This is a genomic window from Sphingobacterium sp. JUb20 (assembly GCF_004342035.1).
GTDB classification, from domain to species: domain Bacteria; phylum Bacteroidota; class Bacteroidia; order Sphingobacteriales; family Sphingobacteriaceae; genus Sphingobacterium; species Sphingobacterium anhuiense.
The window spans coordinates 79,475-100,069 of record NZ_SLYV01000004.1 but is presented as its reverse complement, the minus strand read 5'-3'; the positions used below and the strand labels follow the sequence as shown (position 1 = coordinate 100,069).

At 35.7% G+C, this 20,595-nt stretch carries 22 protein-coding genes; 19 read left to right on the top strand and 3 right to left on the bottom strand.

Annotated features, from left to right (window positions below):
- The first annotated feature begins 13 nt into the window (after positions 1-13).
- From EDF66_RS08355 to EDF66_RS08325, 7 genes are all read left to right on the top strand, one after another.
- On the top strand, positions 14-1,504 hold the full coding sequence (locus EDF66_RS08355) for a RagB/SusD family nutrient uptake outer membrane protein (RefSeq protein ID WP_165902403.1): 1,491 nt from the start codon (positions 14-16) through the stop codon (positions 1,502-1,504).
- A 36-nt stretch (positions 1,505-1,540) separates the two neighbouring features.
- Positions 1,541-2,494, top strand: a complete 954-nt coding sequence (locus tag EDF66_RS08350) for a DUF4465 domain-containing protein (protein ID WP_132841920.1) — start codon at positions 1,541-1,543, stop codon at positions 2,492-2,494.
- A gap of 17 nt (positions 2,495-2,511) precedes the next feature.
- Positions 2,512-3,633, top strand: a complete 1,122-nt coding sequence (locus tag EDF66_RS08345; protein ID WP_132770301.1) for a TlpA disulfide reductase family protein — start codon at positions 2,512-2,514, stop codon at positions 3,631-3,633.
- 498 nt (positions 3,634-4,131) lie between these two features.
- Positions 4,132-4,686, top strand: a complete 555-nt coding sequence (locus tag EDF66_RS08340) for a hypothetical protein (RefSeq protein WP_132841918.1) — start codon at positions 4,132-4,134, stop codon at positions 4,684-4,686.
- Positions 4,687-4,788: 102 nt separating this feature from the next.
- Positions 4,789-5,703: a helix-turn-helix domain-containing protein gene (locus EDF66_RS08335; RefSeq protein ID WP_132770305.1), complete on the top strand. Its 915-nt coding sequence runs from the start codon at positions 4,789-4,791 to the stop codon at positions 5,701-5,703.
- A gap of 107 nt (positions 5,704-5,810) precedes the next feature.
- Entirely contained in the window at positions 5,811-7,010 is a 1,200-nt protein-coding gene (locus EDF66_RS08330; RefSeq protein WP_132770306.1) for an MFS transporter, read from the top strand.
- A 184-nt stretch (positions 7,011-7,194) separates the two neighbouring features.
- Positions 7,195-8,253, top strand: a complete 1,059-nt coding sequence (locus EDF66_RS08325; RefSeq protein WP_132770308.1) for an FUSC family protein — start codon at positions 7,195-7,197, stop codon at positions 8,251-8,253.
- Positions 8,254-8,380: 127 nt separating this feature from the next.
- Here EDF66_RS08325 and EDF66_RS08320 read toward each other — a convergent pair whose 3' ends face one another.
- A complete protein-coding gene (locus tag EDF66_RS08320) occupies positions 8,381-9,361 on the bottom strand; it encodes a helix-turn-helix transcriptional regulator (RefSeq protein ID WP_132841916.1) in 981 nt (326 codons plus the stop codon).
- A gap of 251 nt (positions 9,362-9,612) precedes the next feature.
- Here EDF66_RS08320 and EDF66_RS08315 point away from each other — a divergent pair, with 251 nt between their 5' ends.
- From EDF66_RS08315 to EDF66_RS26080, 11 genes are all read left to right on the top strand, one after another.
- Positions 9,613-10,434, top strand: a complete 822-nt coding sequence (locus tag EDF66_RS08315; protein WP_132841914.1) for a siderophore-interacting protein — start codon at positions 9,613-9,615, stop codon at positions 10,432-10,434.
- 163 nt (positions 10,435-10,597) lie between these two features.
- Positions 10,598-11,440, top strand: a complete 843-nt coding sequence (locus EDF66_RS08310) for a helix-turn-helix transcriptional regulator (RefSeq protein ID WP_132841912.1) — start codon at positions 10,598-10,600, stop codon at positions 11,438-11,440.
- 64 nt (positions 11,441-11,504) lie between these two features.
- Positions 11,505-12,275: an MBL fold metallo-hydrolase gene (locus EDF66_RS08305; protein WP_132841910.1), complete on the top strand. Its 771-nt coding sequence runs from the start codon at positions 11,505-11,507 to the stop codon at positions 12,273-12,275.
- Positions 12,276-12,427: 152 nt separating this feature from the next.
- Positions 12,428-13,120 carry an O-methyltransferase gene (locus tag EDF66_RS08300; protein ID WP_132841908.1) on the top strand — a complete coding sequence of 231 codons (693 nt, stop codon included), beginning with the start codon at positions 12,428-12,430 and terminating at the stop codon, positions 13,118-13,120.
- Positions 13,121-13,181: 61 nt separating this feature from the next.
- Positions 13,182-13,631 carry a GNAT family N-acetyltransferase gene (locus EDF66_RS08295; protein WP_132770317.1) on the top strand — a complete coding sequence of 150 codons (450 nt, stop codon included), beginning with the start codon at positions 13,182-13,184 and terminating at the stop codon, positions 13,629-13,631.
- A 495-nt stretch (positions 13,632-14,126) separates the two neighbouring features.
- Positions 14,127-14,678, top strand: coding sequence for a superoxide dismutase (locus tag EDF66_RS08290; protein ID WP_021192316.1), 552 nt, complete (start codon positions 14,127-14,129; stop codon positions 14,676-14,678).
- Between the two features lie 31 nt (positions 14,679-14,709).
- Positions 14,710-15,207 carry a DUF2480 family protein gene (locus EDF66_RS08285; RefSeq protein WP_132770321.1) on the top strand — a complete coding sequence of 166 codons (498 nt, stop codon included), beginning with the start codon at positions 14,710-14,712 and terminating at the stop codon, positions 15,205-15,207.
- Between the two features lie 13 nt (positions 15,208-15,220).
- The gene (locus EDF66_RS08280) at positions 15,221-15,790 is read left to right on the top strand and encodes an NADPH-dependent FMN reductase (RefSeq protein WP_132841906.1); all 570 of its coding nucleotides are present in this window, start codon (positions 15,221-15,223) and stop codon (positions 15,788-15,790) included.
- Positions 15,791-16,287: 497 nt separating this feature from the next.
- Entirely contained in the window at positions 16,288-16,632 is a 345-nt protein-coding gene (locus tag EDF66_RS08275) for a DUF4870 domain-containing protein (protein WP_132841904.1), read from the top strand.
- Between the two features lie 179 nt (positions 16,633-16,811).
- On the top strand, positions 16,812-17,315 hold the full coding sequence (locus EDF66_RS08270; RefSeq protein WP_132841902.1) for a hypothetical protein: 504 nt from the start codon (positions 16,812-16,814) through the stop codon (positions 17,313-17,315).
- 52 nt (positions 17,316-17,367) lie between these two features.
- Positions 17,368-17,544, top strand: a complete 177-nt coding sequence (locus EDF66_RS26080; protein ID WP_021189353.1) for a hypothetical protein — start codon at positions 17,368-17,370, stop codon at positions 17,542-17,544.
- Positions 17,545-17,732: 188 nt separating this feature from the next.
- Here EDF66_RS26080 and EDF66_RS08265 read toward each other — a convergent pair whose 3' ends face one another.
- Positions 17,733-18,257: a GNAT family N-acetyltransferase gene (locus tag EDF66_RS08265; RefSeq protein WP_132841900.1), complete on the bottom strand. Its 525-nt coding sequence runs from the start codon at positions 18,255-18,257 to the stop codon at positions 17,733-17,735.
- Positions 18,258-18,414: 157 nt separating this feature from the next.
- Here EDF66_RS08265 and EDF66_RS08260 point away from each other — a divergent pair, with 157 nt between their 5' ends.
- A complete protein-coding gene (locus EDF66_RS08260; RefSeq protein ID WP_207898530.1) occupies positions 18,415-19,275 on the top strand; it encodes a LysR family transcriptional regulator in 861 nt (286 codons plus the stop codon).
- Here the strand turns inward: EDF66_RS08260 and EDF66_RS08255 are convergent.
- Positions 19,272-19,727: a GNAT family N-acetyltransferase gene (locus EDF66_RS08255; protein ID WP_021189351.1), complete on the bottom strand. Its 456-nt coding sequence runs from the start codon at positions 19,725-19,727 to the stop codon at positions 19,272-19,274. The two genes, EDF66_RS08260 and EDF66_RS08255, sit on opposite strands and share 4 nt — an antisense overlap.
- Between the last annotated feature and the right edge of the window lie 868 nt (positions 19,728-20,595).

Here is a 20,595-nt window from a genome sequence, read left to right as displayed (position 1 = left end):
AACAATGATACTTATGAAAAAACTTACCATACATATGTTCTTGGTTTTATTTTTTGCATCGCTCGTCGGTTGTGAGAAATACTTAGATCAACAGCCTAAATTTGCCCTCACAGAATCCAATGGCATTACAAATTATGCTAAAGCTAAAGCCGCTGTCAATGGGATATATTCCACTTTCCGCAATGACAGCTGGTCTGGAGCTCTTTATGTAGCTCAAACCACCAAAGCTGGTTTTATTAACTTTTCAAGTGTAGCAGATTACAACTTATCTTATACACAGGAGTCAGGAGGAGGATCTGCCATCTGGAGCGCCTTTTACCGCAGCTTAAATGCTGCTAATTTCGCTATAACAGGCATTGAAGCACTTCCACAAACCGCTTTTACCAACAATGAACAGCGCAACTCGTTACTTGGAGAGGCTAAAGCTGTACGTGCATGGATCAACCTTAACATTCTTTGGAATTTCGGTTACTGGTGGGCTGAAGATGCTAGCCCTTATGGACTTGTCTTTAGAGACAAACCCGCTTCTTTAGACAATGTCAGGGCTCCTCGAATATCCGTCGGTGAAAGCTATCGCATCATTAATGAGGATTTAGATTTTGCAATACAGCACGCATCGCAATTTGATAGCCCACGTTATATTTCCAAGCAATTTGCTCAAGTATTAAAAGCCAAAGCACTTTTGTATCGGTCAGGCTACCGCAATGAAACAGAACCGCTCAAACAAGCTCTTACTTTAATAAATAATGTCATGGAACAAGCTAGTAGTAAATTCCAGCTTCAGAGTGACCTAGCACAAGTATACCAAAGATCCTGGGAATCACCCGAAAATCTATTTGTCAAATACTTGGAGGACGATGGTTCACGTACTTCTGCAGGTGGTTATTGGTACACTTACGGCATCATATACCAAGGCAATACACTTCCTTTAGCACCCGGTGGGGCACGTACCGCTGGTCTCCGCTACGGTACAGACTGGTTTACTGGCGACCCACGCTGGCCTATTGCTACCGGAGAAGTCCGCGCTCCTGAAACATGGGACAATACTTTTCGGTATACCTTTAAAAAACTAGCGCGTTTAGGTAGCTATCAGGGCAAAGTCAATTCACCAGTTGATGAAAAATATGCGACCTATTATTTTCGTTTTGCAGAACTTTATCTGCTCAAAGCCGAACTGTTAGCACGTACAGGCGCCAGCGTAGCACAAGCTATCGCGCCGATCAATGAGCTTCGACAAAAAAGAACAGCACAAGCTTTCAACCTCCTTCAGCCTGGTAATCAGGAACAGCTTTATGACGCTATTTTTAAAGAAATATTTTTAGAATTATGCTTAGAAAATGGAAGTGAATTTTTCGCTAGTATCCGATTTAAAAAAGATAATCAACCTTGGATTGTAGCAATCAAAGATGGCTTAACTTTCGATATCACCAGAGTATCTTGGCCAATCCCAAATTCCGAGATTATCAATAATCCTGCTGCATTTCAAAACCCAGGGCAAGAGTAAACAACACTATTATTTTTACAATTATTAATTCAAAACATGAATATATTTAGAACACTCAGTTATCTCTCACTATTGGGTCTGACATTTCTCACAGCATCATGCAAAGATGAGGTCAAAGATGCTTTGGTTCCTTACCCGGAAGATATCACCTTCAATGAAATCATATTGGAAAGGTTTTCCAGCCGCATACCAGATGCACCTTTTCGATCAGGCGCCACATCCACAGGCTTTGTACAGATTAATATCCAAAAAAAAGGTGCTACAGATTTCAGTGGTTTTGCATTGTCCAATAAAAACTACCGTTCCTACCCTTGGGTCCTAAGTCCAGATTTCAGACCATCGACAGGGGTATCGGCAGATTTAAAAAGATCAGCTATAGATTCGACAGTATTTAGCGTCTACACGACCACCCCCAATAGAACAGAAACTTACCTCATCGGACACGCAAAAGATGATCAGGCATTTTTATCGTTTGATGACGCTGTCGCGCCTCAACATGTACTAATTGCTAACACAGCTTATACATATCTTCTGGCAAACTATGGATCGAACTATTCGGGCACATTGGATCCTGCCACCCAACAGTACAAGCTTGACGGAACCAAAGTTCGGAATCCCAACATTTCAAGTACCTCCACAGCAGACTATGGCCGATGGTATCTGCCCACATTAGCAGGAAAAGATCTCACCCGAATAGCAGGCTATACTGCTCTGAGCAAGACTCCAACTTATATCCGCTTGCTGATAACAGGATACCTTAAAGGTTCGCTGACAGGAACCACAACATTCTACCTGGGCACGACCAAAGGTGGTGATATTCAGAACCCAACGGTGGAGACCATTCGTTCCAACTGGACAAAAGTTGATTTGCAGCCTTTAGGGCGGGTTGACAAGATATTATTTACAATTGATGGAAATTATCGGGATGCGGAGCAAACATTATTAAGTCCCGCATATTTTGCATTAGACGGCTTACGCATTCAACATTAATACTAAAATATACAAACATGAAAAAAATCACAAAACACATCTTGCTTTTATTGCTTGCTCCGATTGTTTCGCAAGCACAGGTTTCAAAATTTGAAATCCAGGGCCATATTCCTGTTGTAAAAAAGGAATACAAAGCTTACCTGCTTAAAGGCAGTCAAACAGATTCTGTAGACATTAATCCTCAGGGTAAATTTATATTTTCCGGAGAGGTAGAAAGCCCTATAAAGGCACATCTTTTGGTTGGCTCAAGTCTAAGACAGGCCTACCGATATGCCTTTCCATTTTACATCGAGGCAGGTAAACTTGTGGTATCCAGTAAAGACTCTATAAACAACGCTACTATCAAAGGCGGTGCAGTCAATGCCGATGATCAAAAATTAACAGCACTGCTCAAGCCGTACAACGACGAGCAGACCAAACTTTACGAATGGTACAGAAACCTACCTGATACAGAAAAAGAAACCTTAACTGTGAAGCATAAAATTGATGAAACAAATAAAGAGATCAACCAAAAACGAACGACTATACGCAAGGAATTTTTAACCAAAAACCCCAACAGTCCCATTGCCTTAGATGTAGTGCAGGCAATCGGCGGGTATTCGCCTGAGTACAAAGAAATATATCCGCTTTATGATAAACTATCATCTACTGTTAAAAACAGCACTGCAGGAAAAAAATACTACGAACAGTTATTATTACACAAAGCCGTAGGTCTGGGGAGTATTGCCCCTACTTTCAGTCAGCAGGATACTTCCGGCCGAATAGTAAAATTAGAAGAATACAGAGGCAAATATGTGCTTTTAGATTTTTGGGCTAGCTGGTGTGGTCCATGTAGAGCTGAAAACCCAAATGTCGTAAAAGCATTTCATACCTTTAAGGATAAAGGTTTTACTATTATCGGCATCTCTTTAGATGATGAAAAAGGTAAAAATGCATGGCTTAAAGCGATCAAAGATGATAAACTTCAGGATTGGACCCAATTATCTGATTTAAAAGGCTGGAAAAATGATATTTCTACTCAATATGGTATCCGCGCAATTCCTTCTAACTTTTTACTAGATCCCGAAGGAAAGATTATTGCCAAAAACTTAAGAGGAGCTGATTTAGAAAAAAAACTAGCAGAAATTTTGAAACCTTAAGTATTTATACTTATAAATCCTATTACCATTAATTAAAACATTTATAAGGGTCGCCAGCCATGTGCGCTCTTTATAGATGTTTTAATTCCCAAAACGTCTCATCTTACTTAATTAATCACTCTTCAATTCGTTCACTCAAATATCATATGCATTCCTGATATATGTGTCTACAATACATTAACACGCTCTCCTTTAGAATCAACCGAAATATTATTTTAATTGATCTTCCAAATGCGAATCCAGTTTAGATTACGCTCCTGTAAACGGCATTCTAAGGTATGTTAGCTTAGCACCAACAAAAACTATAGCATAGTTGTTTTCTTGATAATTATCGTGGCACCTATCTACGGTTATTAAACCAAAGAGCTAAACCACATATCCTTTAAAAAATAAATTGTTATATTCAAAAAGACTGAGAAATAGATACACAAAGAGGCACATATTAAATATCGATTTGATACAGTAACAGAATTGATAAAATATTAAAAAACGAATAACATGAAGTTTAAAACAATAATCGGTTTACTACCTTTTTTGATCTTAAGTTGCAACAATTCAAAATCAAAAAAGGTAGATGAAAGAAAAATTAGTAAAGACAGTTTAAGAGTAGATACAGTTGATTTTCCAACAAAAATAGAGGTTCCAAAAATCGATACATTAGCGCGCATAGAATCAGAAAACAACGCATCTGTTACAGTTTCTGCAGATGATGTAACAAAGGCCTACGTGGATCTGAATACTTCGGATAGCATCCTAACGCTAAACGCCAATATGAGACTTGATCATCGTATATTTGGCTATGAAAATCCTGACACCAATTCCAAAAGACTATTTTTACTATCCATTTTCACCAACGACGTTAAGAACAATCCCTTTAAACTTCCATTAGGCGCCTATTATGAAACTTTCGGCTTGGATGAGAAAGGCCTAAAATTAAAATATAAAAATATCACTGGGAACTTTGTTCAAGCCACATTTATAGATGCAACCAAAATCAAAGGAACGACCCTATACTTGGAAAAAAAATGGGTAGAAATTATCCCTAAAAAATAATTAAACTATGCAAGCAGCTGTAATAAATACACAACATTTCAACTACTCTCTCCGTATAAAAAAGCAATTCACTATCTTTGAATTATGTAATTAATTAAAAAGATGCAAACAGAAGATTTATTAGGTTATTATACCAATATAAAGAAAGAAATCCCTTTAGATCTCATCCATTCTCAACGGAATGCTTTACATTTCAATGTCATCAAAACGGAGAGCTGTATGCTAAGTCTCCCCTATGCACGCAGAGACTATTACAAAATAACACTCACACAGAATCCCGGAATTTTAATTACAGATCAGGGTGAGCTAAAAGTAGACCGGCCCACCATATTCTTCTCACGCCCGGAAGTCAATTATGGCTGGGAACCACTTGCTGCAAATCAGGACGGTTACGTCTGCCTTTTCAATGAATCATTTTTAACCAAAGAAATGAAACTAGAATTCGACCGCGTGCATGAAGAGATGATAGCGAAACCGTTTACCTACATCCATCTCGATCAGGCAAAATTCCAGGAGCTCTTTTTTTATTTTGAAAGACTTGCGTCAGAACATATGGATGGACATATGTTTAAAAATGAAATCATTGACAGCATACTGCGTCTCATTATCTACAACGTTATCAAAGTACATCGCGAAACCATCGATGGACAGCGCATTCCGGCAAGCAACCGATTAGTACATCAGTTTTTCACCCTATTAAATAATCAGTTTCCACTAGAGTCACCGCAACAGATTCTGTATTTAAAAAGTCCTGCTGATTATGCCAATCGTTTAAATACCCATATCAATCATCTCAACCATCTGCTTAAGGCAATGACCGGAAAGTCGACTTCTCAGCATATTCAGGAACGCTTATTATTAGAGGGTAAAAAACTATTGGAAAATAGCGACTGGACCATCGGACAGATCGGTCAGGGTCTAGGTTTTGAATATCCGCAACACTTTACTTCCTTCTTTAAAAAGCATGCGCTTATTACGCCTAAAATTCACCGCGAAAGATTTATGAAACAAGTTTGATTTTCGTAAAAATAACTTTGAATCCTGTCTTTTTAATACATCGATCTTCCTTTAATTTTGCTGACAGCATTAAGGAAACAGGTTGATCAAGATAATATGATTTTAGGATGAGAAGACAAGAAAAGAAACACGAGGGTATCAGTACTATTTTGACATTTATGCTTATACCGCTTTCCGGTTTTGCGATGGACATTTACATCCCTTCTTTTCCGGATATGGTAACCGCATTGGGAACCTCCATATCAAGTGTCCGATTAACCCTGACAGTTTATCTCATTTTTTATGGACTGGGACAACTTCTTCTAGGAAGTTTAGTGGACAGTTATGGCCGTTACAGATTAAGCATGTTAGCATTAGTACTATTTATCCTGAGCAATATCTTACTGATCAACTCTTCCAATATTTATTTTATAATCGGTATGCGGGCCATCCAAGGCTTAGTCATTTCTATTATTATGGTATCCAAACGTAGCTTTCTCGTGGATGTTTATGACGGTGACAAATTAAAAAATTACACCTCATTACTATCTATTGTATGGTCTTCCGCCCCCATTCTTGCACCATTCTTAGGCGGGTTTCTGCAAAATTATGTTGGCTGGAAAGGAAATTTTTATTTCCTTGCTATTTATGCACTCATTATGTTTCTATTGGAATACCGGTTTACAGGAGAAACACTAAAAGAACAAAAACCCTACCGCATTTCGGGTACAGTTAATGCTTTTAAAGTGATGTTGAGCACTAAAGACTTCAGCATGGGCATCGTGCTATTGGGATTCAGTTACGCTATGGCTATTGTATTTGGGATGTCTGCACCTTTTATGATCGAGCATGACTTTAATTTTTCTCCTGTCATGACCGGAAATATGTCTCTTCTTTCTGGCTTATTTTTACTGTTCGGAGGCCTACTGAGTAAAGCTATGTTAGCAAAGTCTATGCAAAAAAAACTACGACTAGCAACAATCGGACAAGCCACATTAGCCTGTTTAATGTTTGCAACAGCATTCTGGTATTACAGCTTATTTTCTCTGATGTTTTTTGCTTTATTAATGCATTTCCTGATGGGATTTATGTACAACATCTACTTCACCTATTGTTTGACACGGTTCCCACAATATGCAGGCGCAGCAGGTGGATTAACCAGTGGCGGGGCTTATATCGTGACTTCTTTTGCCAGCTACAGCCTGGTCAGTCTATTGAATGTTGGTGACCAACAGACATTAGCGATCTGCTATTTTATCTTATCCCTCTGTATAGGTTTAACTTTATTAGTAATCGGAAATAAACTAAAGAGAGCAGACTCACAATGAGCTTTCCATTTAGATATTCAATTAAAACATAAAATACTACTTCCAGTTTTTTGCTTAAACCGTCAAAAGTCTAAAATGAGAATGGAAAATTATCAGAAATAAAAAACATCATTACCTTTGTTTGGTTTTTAAATTAGAGCGACAAACTAATTCGTTAGAGAAACCGGGTCAAAAAGAAGAACTCATGGAATCGTTTTTTAAATTTAATAAAACAAGTAGACAATGGCATCTTCCCATCGTCGCAGGATTAAGTGTAGGCATTCCTATGATTCTGGGCTGGTATATGGACAACATTGAAGCTGGAAAGCTGGGATCCCTAGCTGGACTATCAATCTTATACATTCAATCAGATAAGCTTATCGAACGCATGATCTTACTGATGACTTGTTGTTTTGGGCTTATGCTATCTTTTTCGGTTGGATTGTTATTTTCGTTCAACCCAATGATTGCTCCTATTGCATTGGGTCTTTTCTCCTTCGGAGTACATTACTCCCTGCATAAGCTTCAACTTACCCGTCCACCAGGCAATTTCTTCTTCATCATGCTGGCATCTACTGCCATTTGTTCCCCTTTTCAACCTGAAAATATAGCCGAAAAAATTGGTTATGTTGCAATGGGAACCATATTAACCTGTGGTATCGGTTTAATATATAGCTTACTGACTCTAAAAAAGAATAATCAGCCCGAAAATAGCATTCATCGTAAATCGAGTTACACCAATATTGTAGAATCTCTCATTTTTGGACTCATTATGGCTTTCTCTTTAGCTGTAGCATTTTCGTTAAACATTGAAAAACCATATTGGATCCCCATCTCTTGCTTAGCGGTAATGCAGGGAAGTAGCTCTAAGCATGTTTGGCTTAGAGCAACACAGCGTATAACCGGAACATTAGTTGGTCTTGGAATTACCTGGCTAATTGCGTCAGGAAACCCAACGCCACTTATTATGGTCATAAGTATTACCCTATTGCAAGTCATCGTAGAATTCTTAGTCGTAAGGAATTATGCAATTGCAGTTGTTTTTATTACGATCCTAACTATTTTCCTCTCTGAATCTGGTAAACAGTTAACGCAAGACACCAACGAGATCTTTTTTGCACGTATGATTGATATTTTTATCGGAAGCGTCATCGGAATGATAGGCGGATGGATTTTATATAATGCCAAATTACTCCATCATGCCACGTTGCAATTAAGAAAAGCTAGAATATTAATGAAGAAGACAAACCGCGGTACAGAATAAATAACAAGAAACTATATCGGTGCTTTACATATTTGTACGCTAAACCTTTATTTACTATTAACAATAGTGAATAAATTTAACATATTATGTGAGGATGGTATTCATCTAAAAATGAGACCGATGTAGTTTACTTTTTAAACTGGCTCGGGATAACACCAAATTTTCTTTTAAAAGCCGCCGAGAAATGACGTGGATTTTTATATCCTATACTGTCCGAAACCTCACTGATACTCATATCCTGTTCGGTAATCATCAGTTTAGCCTGATTCATTTTAGCATCCGTCCAAAATCCAAAAACTGTTGTTCCAAACAGCTCTTTAAAACCCTTTTTAAGTGTAAACTCATTTGTACCAACATGATGTGCCAGCTCAATCAATGAACAAGCATTATTGAGATTATTCATAATAAACTCCCGCACCGCATACACTTTATGAATATCTTCCTTTCTTAAAGAAACATGGATGTGAGCCACTTCGCTCAGTTGTTCAAACTGCAACAATAGGAGCTCAATTACCTTTGCCTCGAGAAACATTCTTTTAAAAGCATTTTTTCTCTGACAGTTCATAATGTCATCTATAATCTCATACATCTGACGACTAATTCGATTATTTTCCACACTTATTGTCTCAGAATATCCCTTCTCAATTGCATTTCGAAATCTGTCAAATAAAAGAGTATCCTCCGGAAGAAATCTTTTAAAGAATGACGGAGCCAAATTAATTTCAAATAACTGAAAAACATCACTTTCCCATTTCATCTTCCCATGTAGCTGGTTGGCATATATGATATTATGTTGGTGAGAATCAAAACTTACCTCTTTTTTAAAATGATCTGTGATCGCAGTACTTTTACCTTTTAGAGCAAAATGCATCTCTACTGTTTCAAAATCACTTTCAAAGTACAGCATTAGATTGTTGGACAAAATAGCATCACCAAAACCAATATGTACTCCCTCAAAATATATTTCACGGTAACATCCCTTTCCGATTGGAAGTTCGAGATGAGTTGTATATTCCTGTATTCCACCATCCGATGCAGGTAAAACATCCGGATACTCTTTTTCCAAAAGCAAATTAGAGATATCGGTATTGTACAATCGTAGCGTCATTATATGTTAAATTTTGATTCAGTTTCTCCTTCTCGCGGATCTTTTATTCCTTTTCACAGACCTTTTTAGGGTAATTAACTTCTTATATTTGCACAAATATATAAATTATTTAGAATTATTCTTAATAGTAGGATTGGATATGCAACGCTCGGCTTATCATTATTCCCATCAAATGCAGATGCCCAAAATGAATAATCACGTTGCAGATTTTCAAGAGACCATTAAGCAAATAAGTTAATCAAACGTATAAAATGAGTAAACAAAATTTCAAACCCCTACAGGCTACATTAACGGTAAGCCGTAAAGCATATATTACACCGCATTATATTCGCATATACCTCACGGGCGAAAGTGTTCCATCATTCAGTAATACGACAATCGGAGTCAATAACAAGATACTTATACCTCCCGCGGGGATCGGCACTGTTTATTTTCCAGAATTTGATTATGACAAAAAGCAGTGGAAACCCCAACCCGATGAGATTCGCCCTATAGTTCGAACCTACACACATAGGGGTATCAATCTTCAAAAAAAAGAAATTTATATTGACTTTGTTGCACATGGTGATGAAGGACCTGCATCTTCTTGGGCCATTCATGCTCAAAAAGGTGATCTACTGGGTGTTTTAATGAAAGATGGTAAAAGTGAATTATACGGTAAAGCAGCGAACTATCTCCTAGTAGGTGATGCAACTGCCATTCCGGTACTTGGAGCAATATTAGAGGATCTGCCCGAGACAGCTAAAGGTATCTGTATCGTCGAAGTACACAGCAAAGAGGATGAACAGCAATTATCGACCAGAGCGGATATCAAATTTATTTGGCTCTACAACTCCAGTCCTCAATTAGGTAGTAACATAGCAACAGTTGTTAAACAACAATCACTTCCAGAGCACTCCCGCTCGGGTTATGTAGCGGCAGAATTTTCTTCTGTGAAAGAAATACGTCATTATTTACGAAAAGAAAAAGGCTGGAAACAAGAAGAACTTTATGCGTATTCCTACTGGAAATCTGGTGTAGCAGAAGATAAATCGGCCACAGAAAGACATGAGGAAAATGAAAGTGGAAAATGATAAAAACGAATGCAATAACTATCTTAGTTAAATGATTATCACAGGGGTGGTTTACTTGTAAACACCCCTTATTTCAGATTTGGTTAGTGTAGAATTGCATAGACAATATTAAAATGCTTTTTGCCCATGCATAACACAACAAATTCATTTTAAAGGTCAAAATATGAAAATATCAAAAATACAACCTCCACCGGATCTAAGAAGTGTAGTTTATGAATTCTGGCACACTGTTGTCCCTAATTCCTCTTCCGCTATTGAATCCTATAAAATCTTTGCTGACGGAGCACCGGGTATAATTTTTCAGCATAACAACGGAAATTCAAACTTATATAGGGATACTGTCCCGCTACCCGTTACTTTTATGTACGGTCAAAAGAGCGCCAGCCCTTGTACCAACCTCATACATGGACAATCTAGCATCTTTGGCGTCAGTTTTCAACCTGCCACAGTCAAACAATTATTTTCGATTAACAGTTACGAACTGACCGATTCACTGGTGGATATGAATATTTTTTTTTCAAAAACCTTCACCGAAAGATTATTAGAAGCTAGATCTGTCCAGCATCTTGTTGAGTTATTCAGTCAAGAAATTTATCAAAAGCTCTTACGGGCAAAAAAGGAGCACATCATCCAAGAAAGTATCCATAGAATCCGTAATTGTGAAAGTCACATTGATTCCGCTTTATTGGCTCAGCAATATTGTCTATCCAGAAGGCAATTTCAGCGTAAATTCAAAGAAGAAGTAGGTGTCAGTCCTGAATCATATTTCAGAATTGTTAAATTTCAGAAATCCCTCCAGTTATTAAGAAACGGGCAGTACAATAGACTAAGTGATATTGCATATAAACTTGGATATGCAGATCACTCACATTTTTGTAGAGAATTTAAATTATTTTCCAGCTTTTCTCCAAAAGAATTTTTAGAATTACAATTGCCCAAAAATAGTTATGAAACTCACAAAATTGAAGATATAGGCCCACTGCGTATTATGAAACATCAACAATAATGTCGCTACAGTTCTATGATACCAACAACAGGGACCTTTTCTTTGTCTTATAGAACAACTCATAATGGAAAAAATAAAAATACATCATCTAAATTGTGTAGAAATCCAGTCTCCAATGGATCTTAGGGCTATAGGTCACTGCCTATTATTGGAAACTAAAAACAGACTCATAATGATCGATACAGGAATTGGATTAGCTGACATACAAAATCCTATCGAACGGATTGGTAAAGAAGCTATTGAAATGGTTGGCTACCGGTTTGACGAATCTCAAACTGCTATTCGTCAAATCGAAAAGCTAGGTTTAGATCCTTCAAGAGTTACCGATTGTATTATATCACATTTGGACAACGATCATATTGGAGGTCTTCCCGACTTTCCGAACGCAACAGTTCATGTTGGTTTAGAAGAATATATTAATTTCAATTCTGGAAACCCAAGATATCTGCAAACACCCTTGCTCCATAATCCAAAGATCGTAACTTATGGGCCATCAGAAAGTAATTGGTACGGGCTTGAATCCAGACCCATCAACGTCGGTTCAATAGGCTTATCGTTCATCCCTTTGTTTGGACATAGCCACGGTCATTGCGGGATAGCAATAGATCTTGATTCGAGTAGCCTTTTTTACGTTGCAGATGCCTATTATCTTCGAGAGGAGTTAAAGGATGATACTCATCCGGTGTGTAAGCTCGCGGAAAATAGAGCCGACAATAATGAGCTCAGAATAGCAACATTAAACAACATACGTCAGTTTGTCGCTCAAAATCCTGAAATAAAAGTTTTTGGTTATCACGACATTAACGAATTCAATCAATTTAGCATTAATTTATAAGGTAAACGCATGTCATAAAAATAACTACCTTTAATATGTCTATGAGCAAGCGGAGCACAAATTTACGTAAAAACGTATAGAAATCAAAGTTAGCATTTAAAGAAATCTGCTTCATTAAGTGAAAAACAATATTTACGCTTAACCAAAATAATATGCCTAAAGTAAAACCGGAATTATTCGCTTTTTTAGATGATTCAAAAATAGAAGCCACACTTTCCAGACTATATACAGAAGCATTGAAACAAGGATGGTCAATGGTATTTCATTTCCTACCAAAAGCATTCAAAATGTTTGGAAAAGGAATTGATTGGAAAATGGAAAAAGAATCTTTTTATGATGACAAATATATCCCCATATTGCCTTACCAAGGTACATTTTTATATATGCAGGCTAGGGCATTAAATGCCAAAAACATTGTCGAATTCGGAACTTCTTTTGGGATTTCAACGATCTACCTTGCAAAAGCGGCAAAAGACAATGGTGGAAAAGTGATATCCACAGAATTTATGCCGCATAAAGTCAAAATAGCGCGACAAAATATTGAAGAAGCAGGATTATCGGAGTACGCAGACATATGGGAGGGCGATGCTAGAGAAACTTTAAGAAACATAAACGAACCTATTGATTTTGTACTGCTTGACGGATGGCCGGATCTTGTTTTTCCTATTTTCAAGTTATTGGAACCAAATCTAAAAAAGGGTGCAGTTATTATAGTCGATGATGTCCAGGGCTTTCAGCCTTCTATGCAGGACTATCTGGATTATATCAGAAAGCCTGAAAACGGCTATATATCAACTACAATACGGCCTAAAAAAGCGATGGAATTTACCATTAAAATAAGTTAAAAGACTAAGAACTTAGATTTACAAGGAAAATAATAGTTATTTATAGATTATAAGCAAGCATATGTGGAGCATATTAAGAACAAATTCAGATCATCAAGATTTTAAAACTCTAACAATCCAATTAGACCAAGATCTCGCTATTAAAAATGGTGATATAAATGATTTTTTTGCGCAGTACAACAAAATAGAATTGATTAAGCATGTTGTCATTGTTTATATAAATGACGAACCTGTGGGGTGTGGTGCATTAAAAGAATATGAGGAAAGCACGATCGAGATTAAACGTATGTTTGTTTCTATTGGACAAAGAGGAAATGGAATTGCCGGCACAATATTAAAAGAATTGGAGCATTGGGCAAAAGAATTGGATTATAAACGATGTATTTTAGAAACCGGTAATAAGATGATTGAAGCCATTGGTTTATATAAAAAACATGCATTTACTATAATTCCAAACTATGGTCAATATACAGGTATCGCAAGTAGCATTTGCTTTGAAAAAAATATTTAACTTTATTTTTTCCAAAGCAAGTGCTAAACAAGTAATATCATTCCCAGAAACTTTTGATAGACTAAAACAACTAAATTTAATGTGAATCCAAATCTATTGAACTATACTTAGCAATCTATATTAAGATAAATAAAACATTATACCTTTAATAATATCTAAAAACTGTCGTTTAAATTTGCTTTCCTCAAGATTTTAAACTCCGAATATTCCGTGCCATGAGCACCCATACTTGAATTTAAGAACAGTTTTTCTATAGGTACATCGTTGCAATTCTTCTTCGCTGCTCAACAAGCTGTAATTTTTACGTGCCAAATTGAAGCCTATATCAACATAATTTCTAGCCCCACAATAAAACAAGATTAAACTTGCTTTATTAAGTTAATCTCTTTAAATTTGTTCAAGGATTTAATTAAAACAGTTATACTATGAGCAAATTTGAACTCCCTGCCCTTCTCTATACCTACGAAGCACTAGAGCCACTTTGACACCCAGACTATGACCATCCACCATAGTCGCCATCATCAAGCATATGTGGATAATTTAAACAAGGCACTTGAACAAGACGACATCAAAAACCTGGAACTTCCTGATTTAATTAAACATATCAGTAAATACAGTCCAGCGGTGCGTAATAATGGAGGCGGTCATTATAATCACTCCCTTTTCTGGAGTATCCTTTCACCCACAGCAAAAACTACTCCTGAAGGAAGATTGGTCGAGGCCATCAACCGGAGCTTTGGTAGTCTTGATCAACTTAAAGAAGAAATTAAAAAACTAGGATTAGGACAGTTTGGTTCAGGCTGGGCTTGGTTATTTGTTTCCTACAGTGGTGCGCTAGCGATTAGCAGTACGCCAAATCAAGATAATCCACTGATGGATATTAATGTAAAAAATCGAGGATTGCCTATACTAGGGGTGGATATTTGGGAACATGCCTATTACCTCAAATATCAAAACAAAAGAGCCGATTATCTAGATGCTTTCTGGTCAGTATTAGACTGGGCTGCTGTTGAAAAAAAATACGAAGAGGCTCTTTCAACAATTTAAATTAGTGCAACCATCTATAAATAAACGCAAAATGGCAGAGGAACAATTTATAAATAAAGTAACTGCATCTGGCATAATCGCTTTCGATCTGCTGGACTTTATGCCAGCAGATGAAATAGCAGAATTTGATATTAAAAACCTACTTTTTATGGGCATGATTGTAAAAGAGAAAGAATTCAAAATAGCTATTTCAGAAATTGATTTTTCCGTATTTGTGGCAAAAACAGTTGCAGTGTACTGTTCAGCTGATGCCATTATTCCACCCTGGGTATATATGATTATAGCCGATAAACTACAACCTCATGCCGCTCATTTTGATTTCATAGATGTTGATTCTATGAAATTAGAACTGTGGAAATCAAATATTGAAAATGCATCTATCTCATCATTTAAAAATCAAAAAGTAGTCCTCCGCGCACGGCCTGATTTACATCCCGCACTCTATATGTTAGCAACTCAACGTTTAAAACCTATTGTAAGAACACTTATGTATGGTGAAATCGGTCTGCCTAAAGTCATTTTTAAATAATAAAATAAGCGCTATGAAAGCAATAATATTTAACGGAGCATTAGAACGAAGATCATCTTCTACCTCAAACCTATTATCCAGACACATAAAATCAGGATTAGAAAATTTCGGCATTGAAAGTCACATATTTGACCTTGCAGATAGTGGTATTCCGCTATTCGACTGTACATTGACCAGAATACCTAATGGTGTACAGGTTATGAACAACCTGTTTCGGGAGGCCGATATACACTTCTGGTTAGCTCCATTATACCATGGAAGCATCCCTGGGGTCATGAAAAACTGTTTAGACTGGCTAGAGGTAAGTGCTAAGAAAAATAATCCATACCTAACAGATAAAACAGTGGCTCTAGTATGTTGGGCAGATGGGGTACAAGCGATGCAAGGAATCAATACCATGGATGCTATCGCCAAATCACTCCGGGCATGGCCACTTCCTTACAGTGTGCCAATTTCAAAAAAAGAATTATTTGATCCGAACATAAGTGGAGAAATTTCGCAGACATACAAAGACAGGCTAAATCTGTTGATCAATTTAGCTACAACAAAAACCATTACCGCTATACCAGCAATAAATCAATAAGAATGATCAAAATAGTTTTTTTAATAATTGAAATAGCTACAACAGATCTATTTATGTTATTCAAGACCGATTTACATGTCTATTACACTGTATAATGATCATAGCTAACGATACACAGTACAGCCGCTGTTATGTGATCAAAATTTCACCTTTCAAAAAATAATTATCAAAATCTAAGATATAAGCTTTAGATTTTGATAATTAACAAACCATACCTTGATTCATCTCGTTGATATCGATTACATCATAAAAAGGTTTATATCGCGATGTTTTCTATTGGAGCGTGAATAGTGATTAACCAAAAATAGTACTGAACATTTCATCAAAAGAATTAAATATTGGTCTAACCAACTCTTTTCATTATACAGTGCCGACTTTCTAGGTTATTGAGATCATTTTAATCCCAATACTATTCTCGTATTATAAATACCCCCAATTTCGGCTATAGTTTCAAAAAGGCAAAGCTTCTAAATTTGGAGAAAATAAAATAATTAGTTATGAGAGAGAATAAAAAGTTTTCGGCAGACACAAACAATGGAAAGACAGTTGCAATAATAGCCTATTTAACCATCATCGGCCTTGTCGCCGCACTTGTTATGAATAGTAAAAATGCGACCAATTTAGGAAGATTTCATATTCGCCAAAGTATCGGAATAACCGTTACTGCACTAGTTGCCGGCATTTTAAGATTTATTCCCATGGTTGGTAATATTTTAGTATCTGTCATCGGAATTGCTATTCTTGTGATGCTTGTTTTAGGTATCCTAAGTGCTGTTAAAGGAGAAGAAAAAGAGTTGCCATTTATCGGACATCTTTACCAAAAATGGTTCTCATTGATTTAATATCATAAAAAAGGAAGTGTCATAGTTGAATACTTCCTTTTTTATACACTCCTTCACAATCACCCTCTTTTACATAGAAGCCCATCTTATAACGAATTTAAAATGCTGTTCAAAATTTATTCAATAACATTGTATTTTTATAAAAACAGAGAACTAACCATACAATAATAAAACGCTATATGGCAACAAAAATAAAAATACCAGCTCTGCTGTTAGTATCACTCGGTCTTATATCCCTATCCTCTTGCAATGGTTCATCCATCGATACCATTAAAGCAATGGAATCCAATTATGACAATGAGGATAAATCTATAACATTAATTGGTGAATTTGATGCTCCCCTATTTACTTTTTCATCAGGTAAATCAACGTTCATACCGATGAATTTCGTTGTAAAATCCAGTGCATTCAGCTCGCAAAAATTTACTGCAACCAGTGTTATTCTTCGTATTGGAACGAATAAGAATAACGTGTTATTTGAGATTCCAATGGACCAAAAAAAATACTCACTTAAAGATTTTTACGTTGTTGATAATACTGGAGAAAAGATTAATCTCGAAAAACATACTACATATAAAATGACAGGTACAGTACATTACACTGAGTTAGAAAAACCTGAAAGCGAACGAGACAATACTAATTTCAATTATAAAATAACCAATGTTATTATTGAAAAAGATTAAATAACATTCATTTTACAACATCATCAACATTTAAATCAATACTAGAATTATAATGGAAATTAAACTTGGAAATAATCTCTCATTTGGCTGGATTATCATTGCCTTTGCTATTATTATGGCCTGTGGTATTTACATTGCTTATCGAAAACAACAAGTGATCAAAATAAAATATGTAATTGCCGTCATCATCATGTTGGTCGTAGGAATTAATTGGCTTCTGGAAAATTAACATAGACTTCCCAGTATTAAGCCTCTCCTTAAAAGATAGTAGCAATTCTAGATTTACAGCCGATCGCATCAATGCTACTTACTCAATAGAAATCTTTTACGAGTAAAAAGATGCAAAGAACCTATTCATGTCTATATAGAAACTTATGAAGTTACAATATGATATTAAATTACTTAAAAAAAAGATCGTTATATGGTAATATTTTTTTTCATCATAATATCAGTCTGCGCGTCATTACCCAACTTAAAAATATGCTTATCAAACTCGATAAAATCATTTTTTTTGTAAAAATTAATCGCTCGCAGATTTTGTTCCCAAACACCTAACCATACATATTTGACCTGTTTATCATGTGCAATCTGAATTGCTTTTTCATATAGTATTTGGCCAATTTTTTTTCCTTGATATTTCTGTAATACATAAATTCGTTCGATTTCCAAACTCGCTTCATTTTTCAATTCGGTTTGTGACCTTCCATAATTTAGTTTTAAATAACCAATTACGTATTCATCATGTACCGCAAAATAGAATTCAGAGTCCTTATTCCCTAATTCTTCCGTGAGCTTTTTAACAGAAAAACCATCTTCTAAATATTGTTGCATATTTTCCTCCGAGTTGCTGTTGGAGAATGTTTCAAAGAATGTTTCTCTGCCGATTTTCTGCAGTACTGTAATGTCATCAAGAGTGACTCTTTTTATTGCTATATTTTGCATAGTGTTATCTTATCTGGTAAAAATTCCAATTCATAATTTAAACATTTCATATTTTCTTTAGCTTCTACAATCACAAAAATTCTACCTTACGTAAGTGCTAATACAGGTATTAAATATCTCAATTATCAATGACATATCCGATTTTTGATTAAATTGCATGATGGATATTCAGCAGATTAAATACTTTCTTACATTAGCCGATGAACTACATTTCTGGAATACTTCTGAAAAAGTAGGTATTACTCAATCAGCACTTAGCAGGCAGATTATGGCCTTGGAAAGCGAATTGAATCTCAAACTTTTTTATAGAGACAAGAGAAATGTAAAATTAACGGCCACAGGTATGTTTATAAAGGATAAGTGGAAAGCAGAACTCATTAATCTTAATATCATACAGCAGCAAGCTCTTCAAATCCATTTAGGGGAGTGTGGCACACTCAAGTTGGCATATCCAGATTCCTTGTCTTCAGCGGTCCTGCCCGACATGATATCAAAAATTTCGTCCGTTTTTCCGAAATTAAAAATAGAGCTGCTACAGCTTGCTTATGAAGAGGAAGAAGAATCACTAAAAAATTACAAAATTGATATGTTATTCAGCAGAGATATCAACCACTCCCCATTTATTGATTCGAAAAAACTGAGTACTGAAAATCTTTGTCTTGTTGTCCCTGAAGATCATGATTTTAAAACTAGCGACGATATTTCTAACGCTAATCTCAGTGCTCAAAAGTTTATACTCACCTATGGAGGATTAAATAGTAGTTATGCTACTCTAATTAAAAAGGTTTTTGCCCATTATGACATAGATCCAGAATCCTACATTTCTTGTCAATTTGGATCAACTATTATCCCTCTGATTAGAAAAAGGCTAGGTGTTTCTATTTTACCCCAATCATATGATCTCAACAATGCAACAGGTGTTCGTTTCATTTCACTACCTTTTTATACAGATCTTTACATCAACTGGCGTAAAGATGATCCCAATATCATTATTAAAAACGTCCTTAACCTAATCTAATTATTTGAATTCCTTACCATTTCAATATGTACGATACCATCCTCAATGTATACATCACCAATTTCCACAAATCCGAATTCGTTATAAAATTTTTTCAGATAAAGCTGTGCACCAATTCGTATAGGCGTAATACCAAACAGCTTTTCACAAACCGCTATTGATTGTTCCATTATTTCTTTTCCTAATCCAAGCCCCCTATAAAGCGGAGATGTAATTACTCTTCCTATAGATACTTCCTCAAAACTCAATCCTTCCGGAAGAACTCTAGTATATGCAGCTAACTTGTCATCTATATAGCACATAACATGTAAACTCTCCTGATCTTTGTTATCCATATCCTGAAAAACACAATGCTGTTCTACCACAAACACCTCGCTTCTAAGCTTTAATATTTGGTACAGCTCCTCATTAGATAGTTCTTTAAATGATTTTATTGCATATATTTTTCCCATAATCAATTTTCCATCTTATTTTTAAGCTATTTTGTAATTTGTATTTTTTTACCCCATTAACATGCTGTAAAATTACCCAAATAAAAAGTTTTGAAAAATGCTATCTTGTGATTATCTAATTCAATTTTTGCATCAAAAAAATGACTCTATTTTATTTCTCACCCCTCATATTTCCAAACCTATGCGCGTAAAAAATGGAGACAACCTAAGAAAAAAAGCGAAGCATTCCTAAGTAGCTTCCAAAATATATAAAATAATATACCCCGAAATCACAAGAAAATTAGGATAATAAAAAAAGATTAAATAAATAAGATCTGCTCGTCAAAAAATCGTCCTGTTCATCCTATGGGGCTTTGATAAATACAAAGATCTTAGCGCTGTCAATTCCAAAGATTCGTTAGTTAAAGCTTGGTTATACATTGCCAATCCAAATTGCTTTCCAACATTCCCGAAACTATATATTTCAATCTCTCATGATATGACTATTGAAATTTTGTTGTCCAAAAAATCAAAAATACCTCTGGAATTTTACATATCATGATTTTAACAAACAATCAATACGGCTTCCTAAACCATATGTAATAACAAAAAAGTATCAATTAATTAATAATTGATACCTAAAAAGTATAACTCATTTATTTCATTTATCTCCCTGTCGCTGGATCAAGAGAGTAATTTCAATACGACACATGATCACGTTGCTGAACAGTAAAATATCGTTGCATAGAGAATCATGTTAATGACAAAAAAGTTGTTGTTAAATCTAAAATGTCCCTAGCTGAGTAACTTGACCGACTCTATAAGGCTAAAAAAGTATGTGCTCCCTCTTACATTGAGAAAAACATAGAACTGGTCAAGGCTTCAAAAG

What these genes read in the sequence shown, in the direction of transcription:
- EDF66_RS08350 (WP_132841920.1), top strand. Translation starts at nt 1,541, where the DNA reads ATGAATATATTTAGAACACTCAGTTATCTCTCACTATTGGGTCTGACA.
- EDF66_RS08340 (WP_132841918.1), top strand. Translation starts at nt 4,132, where the DNA reads ATGAAGTTTAAAACAATAATCGGTTTACTACCTTTTTTGATCTTAAGT.
- EDF66_RS26080 (WP_021189353.1), top strand. Translation starts at nt 17,368, where the DNA reads ATGGAAATTAAACTTGGAAATAATCTCTCATTTGGCTGGATTATCATT.
- EDF66_RS08290 (WP_021192316.1), top strand. Translation starts at nt 14,127, where the DNA reads ATGACCATCCACCATAGTCGCCATCATCAAGCATATGTGGATAATTTA.
- EDF66_RS08280 (WP_132841906.1), top strand. Translation starts at nt 15,221, where the DNA reads ATGAAAGCAATAATATTTAACGGAGCATTAGAACGAAGATCATCTTCT.
- EDF66_RS08310 (WP_132841912.1), top strand. Translation starts at nt 10,598, where the DNA reads ATGAAAATATCAAAAATACAACCTCCACCGGATCTAAGAAGTGTAGTT.
- EDF66_RS08345 (WP_132770301.1), top strand. Translation starts at nt 2,512, where the DNA reads ATGAAAAAAATCACAAAACACATCTTGCTTTTATTGCTTGCTCCGATT.
- EDF66_RS08255 (WP_021189351.1), bottom strand. Translation starts at nt 19,727, where the DNA reads ATGGGAAAAATATATGCAATAAAATCATTTAAAGAACTATCTAATGAG.
- EDF66_RS08335 (WP_132770305.1), top strand. Translation starts at nt 4,789, where the DNA reads ATGCAAACAGAAGATTTATTAGGTTATTATACCAATATAAAGAAAGAA.
- EDF66_RS08315 (WP_132841914.1), top strand. Translation starts at nt 9,613, where the DNA reads ATGAGTAAACAAAATTTCAAACCCCTACAGGCTACATTAACGGTAAGC.
- EDF66_RS08260 (WP_207898530.1), top strand. Translation starts at nt 18,415, where the DNA reads ATGATGGATATTCAGCAGATTAAATACTTTCTTACATTAGCCGATGAA.
- EDF66_RS08275 (WP_132841904.1), top strand. Translation starts at nt 16,288, where the DNA reads ATGAGAGAGAATAAAAAGTTTTCGGCAGACACAAACAATGGAAAGACA.
- EDF66_RS08320 (WP_132841916.1), bottom strand. Translation starts at nt 9,361, where the DNA reads ATGACGCTACGATTGTACAATACCGATATCTCTAATTTGCTTTTGGAA.
- EDF66_RS08300 (WP_132841908.1), top strand. Translation starts at nt 12,428, where the DNA reads ATGCCTAAAGTAAAACCGGAATTATTCGCTTTTTTAGATGATTCAAAA.
- EDF66_RS08270 (WP_132841902.1), top strand. Translation starts at nt 16,812, where the DNA reads ATGGCAACAAAAATAAAAATACCAGCTCTGCTGTTAGTATCACTCGGT.
- EDF66_RS08325 (WP_132770308.1), top strand. Translation starts at nt 7,195, where the DNA reads ATGGAATCGTTTTTTAAATTTAATAAAACAAGTAGACAATGGCATCTT.
- EDF66_RS08305 (WP_132841910.1), top strand. Translation starts at nt 11,505, where the DNA reads ATGGAAAAAATAAAAATACATCATCTAAATTGTGTAGAAATCCAGTCT.
- EDF66_RS08265 (WP_132841900.1), bottom strand. Translation starts at nt 18,257, where the DNA reads ATGCAAAATATAGCAATAAAAAGAGTCACTCTTGATGACATTACAGTA.
- EDF66_RS08285 (WP_132770321.1), top strand. Translation starts at nt 14,710, where the DNA reads ATGGCAGAGGAACAATTTATAAATAAAGTAACTGCATCTGGCATAATC.
- EDF66_RS08330 (WP_132770306.1), top strand. Translation starts at nt 5,811, where the DNA reads ATGAGAAGACAAGAAAAGAAACACGAGGGTATCAGTACTATTTTGACA.
- EDF66_RS08355 (WP_165902403.1), top strand. Translation starts at nt 14, where the DNA reads ATGAAAAAACTTACCATACATATGTTCTTGGTTTTATTTTTTGCATCG.
- EDF66_RS08295 (WP_132770317.1), top strand. Translation starts at nt 13,182, where the DNA reads ATGTGGAGCATATTAAGAACAAATTCAGATCATCAAGATTTTAAAACT.